Genomic DNA, 14,337 nt, shown 5'->3' with positions numbered 1-14,337 from the left:
TCTCTATGAGCATTGAAATATTACCCGCGCGATTAGCTAACCAGATTGCAGCGGGCGAAGTTGTTGAAAGACCCGCATCGGTTGTCAAAGAACTGGTTGAAAATAGCTTAGATGCAGGCGCAACACGGATTCAAATAGATATTGAGCGAGGCGGCCATAAGCTTATTCGTATTCGTGATAATGGTTCGGGTATAAATAAAGACGAGCTAACGCTTGCGCTTTCTCGCCATGCAACCAGCAAATTAAAGTCGCTTGATGACTTAGAGAATATTTGCTCACTGGGTTTTCGTGGTGAAGCATTGGCATCAATTAGCTCGGTATCACGGTTAACACTGAGCTCTAAAACCAAAGAGCAAGAGGCCGCGTGGCAAGCGTTTGCTGAGGGGCGTGATATGGTAGTGCAAGTAAAGCCTACAGCGCACCCTGATGGTACGACTATTGAAGTTAAAGACTTATTTTTTAATACTCCAGCCAGACGTAAGTTTTTACGCACTGAAAAAACCGAGTTTACCCATATAGATGAATTAATAAAGCGCATTGCTTTGAGCCGTTTTGATGTATCTATTACGCTCACTCATAACGACAAAGTGGTACGTCAGTATCGGGCTAAAATGGATCCCGCACAGGCGATTACGCGGGTAGCCCAAGTGGCTGGCAAAGCCTTCGCTGAACAAGGCTTGTATATTGAGTCAGGAGAGGCGGGTTTACAATTACATGGTTGGGTGTTGCCCGTAGGCTCTGCAAATACCACACAATATACCTATGTAAATAATCGCATGATGCGCGATAAGTTGATTTTACATGCTATTCGTCAAGCATTTGAGGAAGTTGCAGGGCAAGAAGAACTCCCCGGCTTTGTTATTTATATAGATATAGACCCACGACAAGTTGATGTAAACGTGCACCCTGCAAAGCACGAAGTGCGTTTTCATCAAGGGCGTTTAGTGCATGACTTTATCTTACAAGCGATTAAGCAGGTTGTAGTACCATTACAAGAAGAGTTTGTTGATCATCAAAGCTCGCAACACGGGGTGTTAGAAAGCCCTTACCGTAGCGCGCCATCACAGTACGTGAGTCAGGCAGCGAATGAGTTATTGGATTACCCTAAGTCAAACCTGCAATCATTTGAAAATAGCCACAGTGGGGCATCGTCTTCTTCCTCTCGAGGTGGTGGGTATGCAGGAACAAACGGTAGAACAAACCAAGCGAATCATCATGATGTCAGTGCATTTTATCAAGGTGTCAATGAGCAGCATGCTAGTCATTTTGACAAACCAACGAGTACCCCAATCGAGTTGCCGACATCTAATCAGCAGCAAACAGCACAGTCATTAATAATACAAAGTGATGGTGGCTGCGTGTTTAAGCAACAACAACAGTTGTACTGTTCACACTTTAAATATCTATTAGTGGATGATTGGTTAGAGTTGATAGCAGAGCACGGTCACCTAGAAGGCAAAGCGTTGTTGTTACCTGTGCGAGTCAATATCAGTAAAGAAGATAGTGCGCGCTTAACGCAGCAACAATCTTGGTTTACTTTACTGGGCTTTGAGTTATTGATTGAAAAGCAATTTGTGATGGTGAAAAAGCTGCCGCAGAGTTTATATTTGCTTGATGTAAGCCAAGCGATAGATGCCTTAATAAAAGCAACGCAAGCTGAGCTTGAGAGCATTGAGGATTGGTTACACTGGCAACGAGGGCAAATACCGCAACGCTTTTATGCGAGCCAAGCATTTGCAGAGGATGTTGTGCGTTTGCAAAATAATCCACAAACAATTCAGCGCTTAGCTGCAAAAGCGGTTAAAATAGATTTAAATCATTTCTTAGTGCAATTAGATTAAGGTCGTTGAGTTGAGTAATTTACCTGTCATTTTTTTAATGGGCCCAACAGCTGCGGGGAAAACTGCGTTAGCTATTGATTTATGTCAGCATTTAAAAACAGAAATAATCAGCGTCGATTCAGCCTTAGTGTACAAAGATATGGACATAGGGACGGCAAAGCCGGATGCACAAGAGCTTGCACTTGCGCCGCATCACCTAATTGACTTAATAGATCCCAGTGAAAGTTACTCTGTTGCTGATTTTCGTCGTGATGCGATTGAAAAGATTGACCAATTTCACCAACAAGGTAAAGTGCCAGTATTAGTTGGTGGTACAATGATGTATTTTAAATCATTAATAGATGGATTATCGCCACTGCCAGAAGCCTGTCCAGTCATTAGGGCTGAACTCGAGCAGCAAGCTAAATTGCATGGTTGGCCAGCACTTTATAAAGAACTGCTTGGTATTGATCCACAAGCGGCAGAAAAAATGAGTGAAAATGACTCTCAGCGTATTAATCGTGCGTTGGAGGTTTACCGCTTAACGGGTAAAACCATGACTGAGCTGCAAAAAAGTAAGCAGCCAAGTTTACCGTATACGTTCCATCAATTTGCTATTGCACCGGATGATCGTGCCGACTTACACGAACGTATAGCACAAAGATTTAAAATAATGCTTGAGCAGGGGTTTGAAAATGAAGTTTCATCCCTATATCAACGTAAGGATTTACACCCAAACTTACCTTCTATTCGTTGCGTGGGTTATAGACAAATGTGGGATTACATTGCTGGCGAAACTGATTACGATGAAATGGTGTTTCGCGGTATTGCAGCAACACGACAGCTTGCTAAACGTCAATTGACGTGGTTAAGAGGTTGGCCCGATGTAACGTGGTTAACAACGGGTGATGAAGAAAACTTGCAACGTGTTGTAAGTTCGCTAAGCTAGTAGTAGTTGAAATTTTTTAGCTTTGTTAAATGAGTTCAGCCACTTAATTATAATAACACCTAGAACGAAGGAAAATAACATGGCAAAAGGCCAATCGTTACAAGACCCATTTTTGAATGCGTTACGTCGTGAGCGTATTCCAGTATCAATCTTTTTGGTTAATGGCATCAAACTACAAGGTAAGATCCAGTCATTTGACCAATTTGTTATTTTACTCGAAAACACCGTGAACCAAATGGTGTATAAACATGCAATTTCGACTGTAGTTCCTGCTCGTGCTGTTAACTTCCAAGGTATTCAAGGAAGCGAAGACGGTGAAGAGCCAGAAGTTGGAAATTTTTAAATTAGGAGCATAATGTTTGTTTGACCGTTATGAAGCCGGCGAACAGGCAGTCTTAGTTCATATCGACTTTCCTAAAGAAGGGGATCGTGAAGATCTTCATGAATTAGAGATGTTGGTATCTTCTGCTGGTGTTAGCAGTTTGGCGGTTGTGCAAGGCAGCCGTCAATCACCACATCCGAAACTATTCGTCGGTACCGGAAAGGCTGAAGAGATCGCTGAGATTGTCAAAATCCACAACGCAGATGTCGTCATTTTTAATCATCAACTCAGACCGTCACAAGAACGCAATTTAGAGCGCGTTTGCCAATGCCGAGTGCTTGATAGAACGACGCTTATTCTTGATATTTTTGCGCAACGCGCACGTACTCATGAGGGTAAGTTGCAGGTTGAACTTGCACAACTGCGTCATATGTCAACTCGCTTGATCCGCGGCTGGACACACCTTGAGCGCCAAAAAGGTGGTATTGGTTTACGTGGCCCAGGTGAAACCCAGCTAGAAACAGATAGACGCTTACTGCGAGTGCGTATTCAAAGCATTCGTGCACGCTTAGAAAAAGTTGCCGTGCAACGTGAGCAGGGTCGTCGTGCTCGCAACCGCAATGAAATCCCAACGGTGTCATTGGTAGGCTATACCAATGCGGGTAAATCGACGTTATTTAACCGTATAACTGACTCTAATGTTTATGCTGCTGATCAGCTATTTGCGACGTTAGATCCAACCTTACGTAAACTTGAAATTGAAGATGTAGGGTCGATTATTTTAGCGGATACTGTAGGCTTTATTCGTCATTTACCCCATGATTTAGTTGCTGCTTTTAAAGCAACACTGACAGAGACTCGTGAAGCAGATTTACAGCTACATGTGGTTGATGTTGCTGATCATCGTCGCAAAGAGAATATAGAACAGGTACAATCGGTTCTTAAAGAAATTGAAGCGGATGAAGTACCACAATTGCTGGTATACAACAAAATTGATGCACTTGAAGATATTCAAGCGCGCATTGATCGGGATGATGAAGGCACCCCGATCAGAGTTTGGTTATCGGCTCACAGTGGTGAAGGATGTGAATTATTATCACAGGCTATCAGTGAGTTGTTAGCAAAGAAAATGTTTGTACATACGCTTAAATTAGCACCACAATTTGGCCGTTTACGTGCTGCGTTGTTTAATTTAAACGCAGTACATCAAGAAGACTTTGATGAGCAGGGTCAATGGTTGTTAGCTACGCGTATGCCTATGGTAGAATGGAACCGATTGAGAAAAGAGTTTGGTCCTGAAATCGACGCTTTTATTTTGTAATTCGAAAAAACTACCGCACAATGTCATTTTTAGTATGAGAACAGCGGTATTTTTGTTAGATTTAACGTAATTACCTAAATTATTTAGATAACAATGGAGTATAGCTATGGCCTGGAATGAACCGGGTAATAATGGCAATGACAAAGATCCGTGGAACAAAAAAGGCGGACGTGATCAAGGCCCACCTGATTTAGACGAGGTGTTTCGCAAGTTCAGCGGTAAGTTTGGCGGCATATTTGGCGGTAATAAACCCGGCAAAAGTGGCGGTGGACTCGGTGGAGCTGGTCTTTCATTTGTGCTAATTATTGCTGCAATTGTATGGGCATTAAGCGGTATTTATACCGTTAAAGAAGCAGAGCGTGGCATCGTATTACATTTTGGTCAGTTTGACCGTATCGCAGATCCAGGTTTGCGTTGGAAAATGACATTTATTGAAACAGTCGTTCCAGTTGATATTGAAGCAGTTCGTTCATTATCGACATCTGGCTTTATGCTAACCGAAGACGAAAATGTGGTTAGTGTTGAATTTCAGGTGCAGTACCGAGTTATTGACCCTGTATTGTACAAGTTTAGTGTTACTAATGCTGATTCTAGTTTAAAAGAAGCATTAGAAAGTGCACTGCGCTATGTTGTTGGCCATTCTAAAATGGACCAAGTATTAACGAATGGCCGTGAAGTTGTACGTCAAAATACCTGGGACGAACTAAATAAAATTATCGAACCGTATAATTTAGGTTTAATAGTCACGGACGTTAACTTTAAAGATTCACGTCCACCGGCTGAAGTTAAAGATGCGTTTGATGATGCGATTGCAGCACAAGAAGATGAAGAGCGTTTCATTCGTGAAGCGGAAGCTTATGCCCGTGAGATTGAACCGCGTGCTCGTGGTCAAGTAACGCGTATGACGCAAGAAGCTGAAGGTTATGGTGAGCGTGTTATTTTAGAAGCAGAGGGTGAGGTAGCCCGTTTTGAAAAGCTACTACCTGAATATCAAGCTGCTAAAAAGGTAACTCGTGAGCGCTTATACATTGATGCCATGCAAGAAGTGCTCGGTAGCAGCTCGAAAGTGTTAGTCGATGTTAAAGGCGGTAATAACATGATGTATTTACCACTTGATAAAATGATGGAAAAACAAGGTACAGCAACTCGTGTTGCACTACCTAGTTCAAGTGATATCAACGACCTACGCAATAAAGTTAATACATCGCGCAATAGCACTGTGAACTCAAGTTCAGACCGCTTTGGCGCAGATCGCTTTAACGACGGGAGATAAGCGCAATGAAAAACTTTAGTTTAGTTCTATTATTAGCGGCCGTTGTGTTGTCATTTTCGTCAGTGTTTGTAGTACCTGAAGGGCAAAAAGCAATTGTTATGCTCTTTAGTAAAGTACAAAAAGACGACAGTGGTGAAGCAATTGTTTACAACCCTGGCTTACAATTCAAAGTACCTTTCTTTAGCCAAGTACGTCGTATTGATGCGCGTATTCAAACTTTAGATGGCGCACCGGATCGCTTTGTAACCAGTGAGAAAAAAGACTTAATCGTTGACTCGTTCGTGAAGTGGCGGGTAAGTGATTTTAGCGCATTTTATTTACGTGCCCGTGGTGATAAGCAATACGCTGAAGCGCTACTTAAGCAAAAAGTAAACAACGGTCTTCGTACTAATTTTGGTTCACGTACCATCCGTGAGATTGTATCTGGTGAGCGTAGCGAGCTAATGGAAGAAGCGTTAGTCCAAGCCTCTGAAAGTGCTCAAGAGTTAGGTATTGAAGTACTTGATGTACGTGTTAAGCAGATCAATTTACCATCAGAGGTTAGTGATTCTATTTACAAACGTATGCGTGCTGAACGTAAAGCGGTTGCAAATGAACACCGTTCTGAAGGTAATGAAAAAGCAGAAACTATCCGCGCTGAAGTTGACCGTCGTGTAACGGTTATGCTTGCTGATGCAGAGCGTAATGCCCGTGCTGTTCGTGGTGCTGGTGATGCAAAAGCAGCTGCTATTTATGCAGATGCATACAATAAAGACGCTGAATTCTTTAGTTTTGTACGTTCATTAGAGGCTTATAAAAAGACCTTTAAAGATAAGCAAGACGTGATGGTGTTATCACCAGACAGTGACTTCTTTAGATATATGAAAGGTGCTGCTGCGCAGTAATCACTTCTTATATCTAACACAAATCCAAACCCTGTGTATGCAGGGTTTTTCTTTTAGTAAGACGGATTATTGTGAATAACTTAATGTTATTCAACCAGTTAATTTTTATTGTGAGTGATGCTCTACGCGCTCGCAGAAAAAATAACCTAAACGGGGTGATCTTTGCCCTCATTATCTGGTAAAATCTCGTCCTAATTTTTTCTAAGTGAATTTACAATGGGTAAAAACGTTGTTGTATTAGGCACCCAATGGGGTGACGAAGGTAAGGGTAAGGTAGTTGACCTCCTTACAGACAAAGCATCTTTAGTAGTTCGTTACCAAGGTGGCCATAACGCAGGTCACACTTTAGTTATCGGCGGTGAAAAGACGGTTTTACACCTTATTCCATCGGGTGTATTACGTGACAATGTTAAATGTGTGATTGGTAATGGTGTTGTTGTATCACCAGAAGCGCTAATGAAAGAGATTGGCATGCTAGAAGAACGTGGCGTACCAGTACGCGAGCGTTTATTAATAAGCGAAGCATGTCCGTTAATCTTGCCTTTCCACATCGCATTAGATGTTGCCCGTGAAAAAGCACGTGGTAACAAAGCGATTGGTACTACAGGTCGTGGTATTGGTCCAGCGTATGAAGATAAAGTAGCTCGTCGTGGTTTACGTATCGGTGATTTATTTAATCCTGAGCTATTCGCAGCGAAGCTTAAAGAAGTATTGGAATATCATAACTTCACTTTAGTTAACTACTACAAAGTAGACGCTGTTGATTTTCAACAAACATTTGATGATGCAATGGCTGTTGCAGATATTCTTAAAGCAATGGTTGTTGATGTTACAGAATTACTTGATCAAACTCGCCTTGCTGGCGACAACATCTTATTTGAAGGTGCACAAGGTACATTACTTGATATCGATCACGGTACTTACCCATACGTAACCTCTTCAAATACCACTGCCGGTGGTGTTGCGACAGGCGCAGGTTTTGGTCCATTAAACCTTGATTACGTTCTGGGTATTATCAAAGCTTACACAACGCGTGTTGGTTCTGGTCCTTTCCCAACAGAGCTTTACGATGGCCTTGAAAAGCAAGACCCAGTAGGTAAGCACTTAGGTACTGTTGGCCATGAATTTGGTGCGACAACAGGTCGTTTGCGTCGTACTGGTTGGTTAGATGCAGTAGCAATGCGCCGTGCAGTGCAAATCAACTCAATTACAGGCTTCTGTTTAACGAAGCTTGACGTATTAGATGGTTTAGAGACGCTTAAAATCTGTACTGGTTATCAGTTAGAAGACGGTACTGTTACTAACGTAACGCCACTTGCTGCTGAAGGTTACGAGAAAGTAACTCCAGTGTATGAAGAAATGCCAGGTTGGTCTGAAAATACAGTAGGTGCTACTTCTGTTGAGCAGTTACCACAAGCTGCACTTGATTACATCAAGCGTATTGAAGAAATCACAGGTGTACCTGTTGATATTATTTCTACAGGTCCTGATCGCGTAGAAACTATGGTACTACGCAGCCCATTTGCGTAATAAGCAATTGCACTAAAAAAGCTGCCTAGAGCAGCTTTTTTTGTGGCTGTTTTTCAGCTTTATTACAAATAAGCCTAGATAAATTTCATTCTGGAACGATCTTTGTATAAACTTTAACAAGATGGTTTTAATTAAAGTGACCTAAATGCGTTTGTTAACTTGTTTATCAATAGTGCCGCTCTCTATGTTGTTGGCAAGCTTCGCTAAAGCGGAGGAACCGCTGACTGCCGTACCTTTATACACAGAAACAGAGCTGTTAGCACTGATCAATAAAAATGCCCATTTAGCGCGGGTAAAGGCAGATGATTGCCAGTTAGTGCAAGATATCGAAGCACGAGCCAATAAAATGGCATTGCCTTCTTATCAATTCCTATATGGCGACATGTTAGCGTATGCGGTGTGTGTTGATCGTAATGTGGAATTGGGTGTGTATTATATGCGTCAGGCAGCTCAGCAAGGCTTAGCGGCTGCATTAGAGCAACTTGGTCGTTACTATGATACTGGCCGTTTAGTGCAAAAAGACAAAGCACTGGCTATAACTTACCTGCGCGAAGCAGCAGCACAAGGTAACTTGAAGGCACAATTACGCTTAGTAAATTTGTTTAATCAAGGCTTTGGTAGTCCACGCGATTATGAAGATGCGTATCGTTGGCTCTTCCATGCCATGGTGGCAGACAAGGCAACTCACCAAAAGATTGAACGATCACTTGCTCAACTGGCGCAAAAAATGCCAGACAGCGTAGTGGCACGCGCACGTTTACCTATGTAGGTGTGAATTGAATAGCTAGCGAGTTAGAAAGGATACAGTTAGCGAGTTGAAAGTAAAAGGGCTAGGTGTAATACCTAGCCCTTTTTGTTTACTCTTTTATTTCTTTAGATTGTTTAGGCTCTTTGTTTTTACCATTGTTGGGGTCTTTTAACACCGACATTTTCGGTGGCTGCATTGCAATAATACGCTCACCTTGTTGTGGCGGTTTCTCCATATTTATCGTAAATGGACGCAGCTTTAACGGTGAATCTTCATCGCTATCTTTATCCCCATTAATAATAAATAATGGGATCGCATCAGGATTCATTTCCTGATATTTCTCCCAACTAAACTCTTCTGAAATGCGTGTGGCACTCACTTTACCGCCTTTTGCTATAAGGCTACTTAAACGAGCATATGAACCACTATCACCAAATAGTATTTGGCGAGATAAAAATGTGGCGCTGTCTTTATTTGCCTTAGCATGTGAGGTTGAAGAACGCAGTGAAAACACGTTTTTCTCATTCAATAAATGTGAAAAATACTGCACACCTAATGCGTTGTGGTGGCGATTAGGCGATAGCGCCATAACACTACGAATAGTGGTTAATGGTAGGTAGCGCTCAGCATGCTCTGACTGCGGGTTGCCATAGTAACAAGCAAGGCCGTCCATACGTGCCATTTTGCAGTTTTCCCAAGCAGGATCAGATAAATGCACTGGAATATTTTGCTCTTTTAAGCCACAAGCAATGGCGCGAGCAACATGGTTAGCACCTATTATTAAGATAGTATTAGGTGAAGGTTGGCGTACACCCAATAGTTTAGCGATTGGAATAGCCGTTAAACTTTGCAAAACCACAGTAATAATGATCACAGTAAAAATTAGCGGGACTATTTTTTCTGCGTCGGCGACGCCTGCTTCCATCATACTTAGCGCAAATACCGAGCCTACTGCAGCGGCAACAATCCCCCGAGGTGCTATCCATGACAGCACTAGACGAGACTTTATTGGCAGCTCTGTGCCAAAGGTTGAAACAGCAATACACAGTGGACGTGCAACAAACAGCACTATTGCTAAAAAGATAAACACATCAGCATCAAGCATCATTAAATCCGAGAGCTCTAAACGTGCTGCAAGCAAGATAAATAAGGTCGAAATTAAGATCATAGACAGATCTTCTTTAAACTCTAAAACAGAATCAATTTCTAAATCATCTTGATTTGCTAGCCAAATACCAAATACTGTAACCGCAAGTAAGCCAGATTCATGGCTTAAATGATTTGAAATTGTAAAGCTGATCAATACCAGCGCTAAGATGCCAAACTTATGTAATTCAAATGGTAGCCATTCACGGCGGATCAATAAAGTTGTTAACCAGCCAGCAACTACACCAATTGACAAGCCCACCCCTAAGGTTTTGAATAAGGCGATAATAGTGTGTAAAAACACTTCACCTTGACCAACAAGCATGACAGCTTCAAATACTAATACCGCAAATAAAGCACCGATTGGGTCGATAACAATGCCTTCCCAGCGCAAAATTCGATCTATATCTTGAGTCGGCCGCATTGAATTTAATAGCGGGGCTATTACAGTAGGCCCTGTTACAACTAAAACAGCACCAAGTACTGCGGCAACACGCCAGTTTAGTTCTAAAATCCAATATGCACTTAGGCTGATGACGATACAAGTGGCAATCATCCCTATTGAGCAGAGGTTCCTCACTACCTTGCCAATACCTTTGAGTTCACGAAAGTGCAGTGTTAATGAACCTTCAAATAAGATCACTGCAACACTGAGAGAGACCACTGGAAATAGTAAATCACCAAGTAGTGCATCGGGATCTAATAGACCCGTAGCAGGCCCTAGTAGCAGGCCTGTAAGCAACAAAAATAAAATAGCTGGGACACGAAAACCCCATGCTACCCATTGAGCGAGAACCGAGCATAGCGCGATCCCTGCGATATAAATAGCTGACATAGATGATGCATTCCTTATTTATTACTGCAGTGTGGAGTAACATTTTAGAGACTAATGATACAGGGGTATACACGTGTATGTTATTTTTTCCTAATAGAATTTTAGCTGTTTATGAAGTTATTTGTGGAAGAAATGAAAATTAACTGCGTTTAAAATAATCAAAATGAAGTAAAGTTACCATAACCGATTGAAAAATATATATTTTTAAATTTTTTAGGATGAATAATAAGCCAACCGGACGAAATGTAGCCTTGATCTCTCCCCTAAGATTAGCGTATTATAGTTAGTGTTCAAACAATTAGTTATCTAATTAGTTATTTTTTAGAACTAAGCGAATACATATAGTTATTTTTAAGTCGCTATTTATTTCAATGGCTTAGATTGAGGTTACTATATTTATATGCTTAAAAATTAACTTTTAATTGTTTGGAACACAATTTGTATAATTTTACTCACTTTTAGTAGTTAGTTAATTTGAACAAAAATTACCTTTTGGTGATTTATTTAGTTTGAGTTGAACTGTTACTTGCTCAATATTTGACACCCATCGTGGTGAGCAAATCTCGGTCCTTGAGTCATCACCCTATCTGTTGGTGTACCAGACTCTAGAGGCTCTATGTATGTTGTTAATAAAAAAGCCTCACACAGCTTTTTACAGCGATGCATAAACAACACTTTTTTATTTACTTTATAACTGTTCAGTCTTAATGATTGAGCTAAAGTTATGCTATACCTATTGCTTAGTAAACATACTGAGTGAATGTTTTTGGCTGAGTATTTAAAAGTGCAGAATGAAAGTGAGTGAAATGGAACGTACACATTGTTAACTCGTAATCTAGTGTAGTGCTAGGTGATTGTTTTCATACTTACCCTACTAAAGGGTAAAACACAGTTAAAATGGAAAGTTGAACATTTATGCAAAAGTTAAATTGGCGACGTATCGTATTAAAAGTAGGTAGCGCATTAATTGCACCGGATCAAGATGGCTGCCGCTCGCGTTATTTATTAACCATCGCTCAGTTTATTGTTCGTTGTCGTAGTCAAGGAATTGAAGTGATTTTAGTTTCGTCAGGCTCAGTTGCTGCTGGCGCGCATTTATTTCCTGCTCAGCAAGAGCGTACTGTGGTAATGAAAAAAGCCATGGCAGCGGCAGGCCAAACAGAAATGATGGCAATGTGGGACCGCTTTTTTGACTTCCCATCGGCACAAATTTTATTAACTCATGGTGATTTACGCGACCGTGAGCGCTATCAAAGTATTCGAGAAACCGTGTTTACCTTACTTGAGCATGGTGTGCTGCCTATCATGAATGAAAATGATACGGTGACCACAGATGATTTAAAGGTGGGTGATAACGACAATTTATCGGCGATGGTGGCAGCGGCCGCAGATGCTGATGCATTAATGATTTTTTCAGATGTAGATGGGCTTTATGATAAAAACCCGAACTTACATGATGATGCGGTGTTATTGCCTGAAATTAAATCAATTGATGATTCAATTTATGCTATGGCAGGATGTGCTACCAGCGCGGTTGGTACCGGTGGGATGAAAACTAAAATTGAAGCGGCAGAAAAAGCCACTTCACACGGAATTACTACGTACATTATTAACGGTTTTAAAGAGAAAACATTTACACAACTACTGGAAGGCGAAAACCCAGGAACTATTTTCTTGCCGTATGAAAAACCAATGCAAGAAGCTGTGCACTGGATGACACATACAGCAAATGAGCAAGGTGAAGTTGTTGTTGAAGGTTCATTTGATGAATCTCTAGAGGGTGAAACAGGCTGTATTCGAGGTGATGAAATTGTTGCTGTACATGGTGAGTTTGCGGTTGGTGATACCATTTTAGTTCGCAGCAATGATGGTACTCGATTAGCTAAAGCGACCGCCAATTACAGTAGTTGTTTATTGAATTTTATAGCTGATAACGAACAAAGCGAATTTAGCGACAAAATGCAAGATTCGATCGGTCCCGTTATTTCAGAAAAAGATATCGCATTATTGGAGAAGTCATGAGTTTAATTACGGATATTTCACGTCAAGCAGCAAAAGCGGCACATCAGTTAGCCTTACTCGATACCGAGACCAAAAATCAGGTGCTACTAGAAATGGCTGCGGCACTGCGTGCGCAAAAAGCCTTTATCATTAAAGAAAATGAAAGTGATTTAGCTGCTGCGCGCGATAATAATTTAGCAGCATCAATGGTTGACCGTTTGACGCTCAATGATGAACGTATCGAAGCGATGGCGGAAGGCATCGAAGTGATAGTAAGTCTTGATGATCCTGTGGGTCAATTACGTGATATTACAGAGCGTCCAAATGGTATTAAAATTCGTAAGATGCGCGTACCGCTGGGTGTTGTTTGTATGATTTATGAAGCGCGTCCAAATGTAACTGCCGACGCAGGTGCGTTGTGCTTTAAGTCAGGTAATGGTGTAATTTTACGTGGTGGTAAAGAGGCACTTAAAAGCTCGCAAGCAATAGCCAGCGTAATGCACAGCGTACTTGAGCAGCATAATTTACCTACAGCATTAATTTCAGTTATCCCAGATCCAGATCGCGGTTTATTAATGGAGCTTATGCAGCAGCGCGACAGCATTGATTTAATCATTCCACGCGGTGGTGAAGGCCTTATTAATTTTGTGACAGAGAACAGCACGATCCCTGTGATCCAACACTTTAAAGGTGTGTGCCATTTATACGTCGATAAAGATGCCGATCTTGAAGTGGCTATTAACTTACTACTGAATGGTAAAACCCAGCGCACCGGTGTATGTAATGCATTAGAGGGCTTAGTGGTTCATCAAGATATTGCTGATGAATTTTTAAATCTATGTGCTGTTGTATTACGCCAAGAAGGGGTAAAAATTAATGCAGACAGCCAAGCTGCACAGTATTTTGATAATGCAACCGTACTTACAGCAGAGCAATTTGGTGAAGAATACCTAGATTTAGAAATCGCAATTCGCGTTGTACCAGACTTTGCCGGTGCCATTGACCATATTGCACAATTTGGTTCAAACCATACCGAAGTGATTTGTACTAAAAATCAAGCTGCCGCTGAGTTATTCCAACGCAGTGTTGATGCTTCAGTAGTAATGGTAAATGCGTCGTCACGCTTCTCAGATGGCTCACAGTTAGGTTTAGGTGCAGAGATTGGTATCGCAACGTCAAAATTGCACGCTTACGGCCCAATGGGCTTAGAGTCACTTACCACAGAAAAATACTTAGTGAATGGTGAAGGCCAAGTACGCGAATAATACTCTGTGAATCGTTGAAATATACGACTTATAAAATTAGTCGGTTCTAGCGTATGTTAGAGCCGATTTTTTATATCTGGCTGTAAGTGCATAAGCTTTAACTTAAGTAATACCAATCGTGTTAAGTTACTGACCATTTATAGCGACAGATAAATGGAGTGATAACAAGGCATAAATTTTGACATGTAGTTGTTCTACATGAAAAATTTATAACGCAGTTAGCGCTTTATTTAGCCCGCTAGA

At 41.3% G+C, this 14,337-nt stretch carries 11 protein-coding genes; 10 read left to right on the top strand and 1 reads right to left on the bottom strand.

Translation table 11 applies throughout. The features are described 5' to 3' along the window. Window positions 1-5: 5 nt before the first annotated feature. From mutL to KAN5_RS12740, 8 genes are all read left to right on the top strand, one after another. The gene (gene mutL, locus KAN5_RS12775) at window positions 6-1,841 is read left to right on the top strand and encodes a DNA mismatch repair endonuclease MutL (protein WP_244389852.1); all 1,836 of its coding nucleotides are present in this window, start codon (window positions 6-8) and stop codon (window positions 1,839-1,841) included. 37 nt (window positions 1,842-1,878) lie between these two features. Continuing rightward, window positions 1,879-2,769, top strand: a complete 891-nt coding sequence (gene miaA / locus KAN5_RS12770; protein ID WP_050901589.1) for a tRNA (adenosine(37)-N6)-dimethylallyltransferase MiaA — start codon at window positions 1,879-1,881, stop codon at window positions 2,767-2,769. 79 nt (window positions 2,770-2,848) lie between these two features. Further along, window positions 2,849-3,112 carry an RNA chaperone Hfq gene (gene hfq / locus KAN5_RS12765; protein WP_016709128.1) on the top strand — a complete coding sequence of 88 codons (264 nt, stop codon included), beginning with the start codon at window positions 2,849-2,851 and terminating at the stop codon, window positions 3,110-3,112. A 16-nt stretch (window positions 3,113-3,128) separates the two neighbouring features. Next, window positions 3,129-4,412 carry a ribosome rescue GTPase HflX gene (gene hflX, locus KAN5_RS12760; RefSeq protein WP_016709129.1) on the top strand — a complete coding sequence of 428 codons (1,284 nt, stop codon included), beginning with the start codon at window positions 3,129-3,131 and terminating at the stop codon, window positions 4,410-4,412. 106 nt (window positions 4,413-4,518) lie between these two features. Then, window positions 4,519-5,685 carry an FtsH protease activity modulator HflK gene (gene hflK / locus KAN5_RS12755; RefSeq protein ID WP_016709130.1) on the top strand — a complete coding sequence of 389 codons (1,167 nt, stop codon included), beginning with the start codon at window positions 4,519-4,521 and terminating at the stop codon, window positions 5,683-5,685. Between the two features lie 5 nt (window positions 5,686-5,690). Further along, window positions 5,691-6,569, top strand: a complete 879-nt coding sequence (hflC, locus tag KAN5_RS12750) for a protease modulator HflC (protein ID WP_016709131.1) — start codon at window positions 5,691-5,693, stop codon at window positions 6,567-6,569. Window positions 6,570-6,785: 216 nt separating this feature from the next. Next, window positions 6,786-8,099, top strand: a complete 1,314-nt coding sequence (locus KAN5_RS12745; RefSeq protein ID WP_016709132.1) for an adenylosuccinate synthase — start codon at window positions 6,786-6,788, stop codon at window positions 8,097-8,099. 145 nt (window positions 8,100-8,244) lie between these two features. Continuing rightward, window positions 8,245-8,868, top strand: a complete 624-nt coding sequence (locus KAN5_RS12740) for an SEL1-like repeat protein (protein ID WP_016709133.1) — start codon at window positions 8,245-8,247, stop codon at window positions 8,866-8,868. A gap of 88 nt (window positions 8,869-8,956) precedes the next feature. Here KAN5_RS12740 and KAN5_RS12735 read toward each other — a convergent pair whose 3' ends face one another. Then, window positions 8,957-10,828: a sodium:proton antiporter gene (locus KAN5_RS12735; protein WP_138555426.1), complete on the bottom strand. Its 1,872-nt coding sequence runs from the start codon at window positions 10,826-10,828 to the stop codon at window positions 8,957-8,959. 915 nt (window positions 10,829-11,743) lie between these two features. Here KAN5_RS12735 and proB point away from each other — a divergent pair. Together proB and KAN5_RS12725 are read left to right on the top strand one after the other, a co-directional pair. Further along, window positions 11,744-12,850 (top strand): glutamate 5-kinase, encoded by a 1,107-nt coding sequence (proB, locus tag KAN5_RS12730; protein ID WP_016709135.1) that lies wholly within the window; start codon window positions 11,744-11,746, stop codon window positions 12,848-12,850. After that, on the top strand, window positions 12,847-14,094 hold the full coding sequence (locus KAN5_RS12725; RefSeq protein ID WP_016709136.1) for a glutamate-5-semialdehyde dehydrogenase: 1,248 nt from the start codon (window positions 12,847-12,849) through the stop codon (window positions 14,092-14,094). Before proB ends, KAN5_RS12725 begins: the two co-directional genes overlap by 4 nt. Window positions 14,095-14,337 lie beyond the last annotated feature (243 nt).

The organism is Pseudoalteromonas sp. KAN5 (assembly GCF_022846535.1).
Lineage (GTDB): Bacteria > Pseudomonadota > Gammaproteobacteria > Enterobacterales > Alteromonadaceae > Pseudoalteromonas > Pseudoalteromonas haloplanktis.
This window is presented reverse-complemented; position numbering and strand designations above follow the sequence as displayed.

What these genes read in the sequence shown, in the direction of transcription:
- miaA (WP_050901589.1), top strand. Translation starts at nt 1,879, where the DNA reads ATGGGCCCAACAGCTGCGGGGAAAACTGCGTTAGCTATTGATTTATGT.
- KAN5_RS12735 (WP_138555426.1), bottom strand. Translation starts at nt 10,828, where the DNA reads ATGTCAGCTATTTATATCGCAGGGATCGCGCTATGCTCGGTTCTCGCT.
- hflK (WP_016709130.1), top strand. Translation starts at nt 4,519, where the DNA reads ATGGCCTGGAATGAACCGGGTAATAATGGCAATGACAAAGATCCGTGG.
- KAN5_RS12745 (WP_016709132.1), top strand. Translation starts at nt 6,786, where the DNA reads ATGGGTAAAAACGTTGTTGTATTAGGCACCCAATGGGGTGACGAAGGT.
- KAN5_RS12725 (WP_016709136.1), top strand. Translation starts at nt 12,847, where the DNA reads ATGAGTTTAATTACGGATATTTCACGTCAAGCAGCAAAAGCGGCACAT.
- KAN5_RS12740 (WP_016709133.1), top strand. Translation starts at nt 8,245, where the DNA reads ATGCGTTTGTTAACTTGTTTATCAATAGTGCCGCTCTCTATGTTGTTG.
- hflC (WP_016709131.1), top strand. Translation starts at nt 5,691, where the DNA reads ATGAAAAACTTTAGTTTAGTTCTATTATTAGCGGCCGTTGTGTTGTCA.
- proB (WP_016709135.1), top strand. Translation starts at nt 11,744, where the DNA reads ATGCAAAAGTTAAATTGGCGACGTATCGTATTAAAAGTAGGTAGCGCA.
- hfq (WP_016709128.1), top strand. Translation starts at nt 2,849, where the DNA reads ATGGCAAAAGGCCAATCGTTACAAGACCCATTTTTGAATGCGTTACGT.
- mutL (WP_244389852.1), top strand. Translation starts at nt 6, where the DNA reads ATGAGCATTGAAATATTACCCGCGCGATTAGCTAACCAGATTGCAGCG.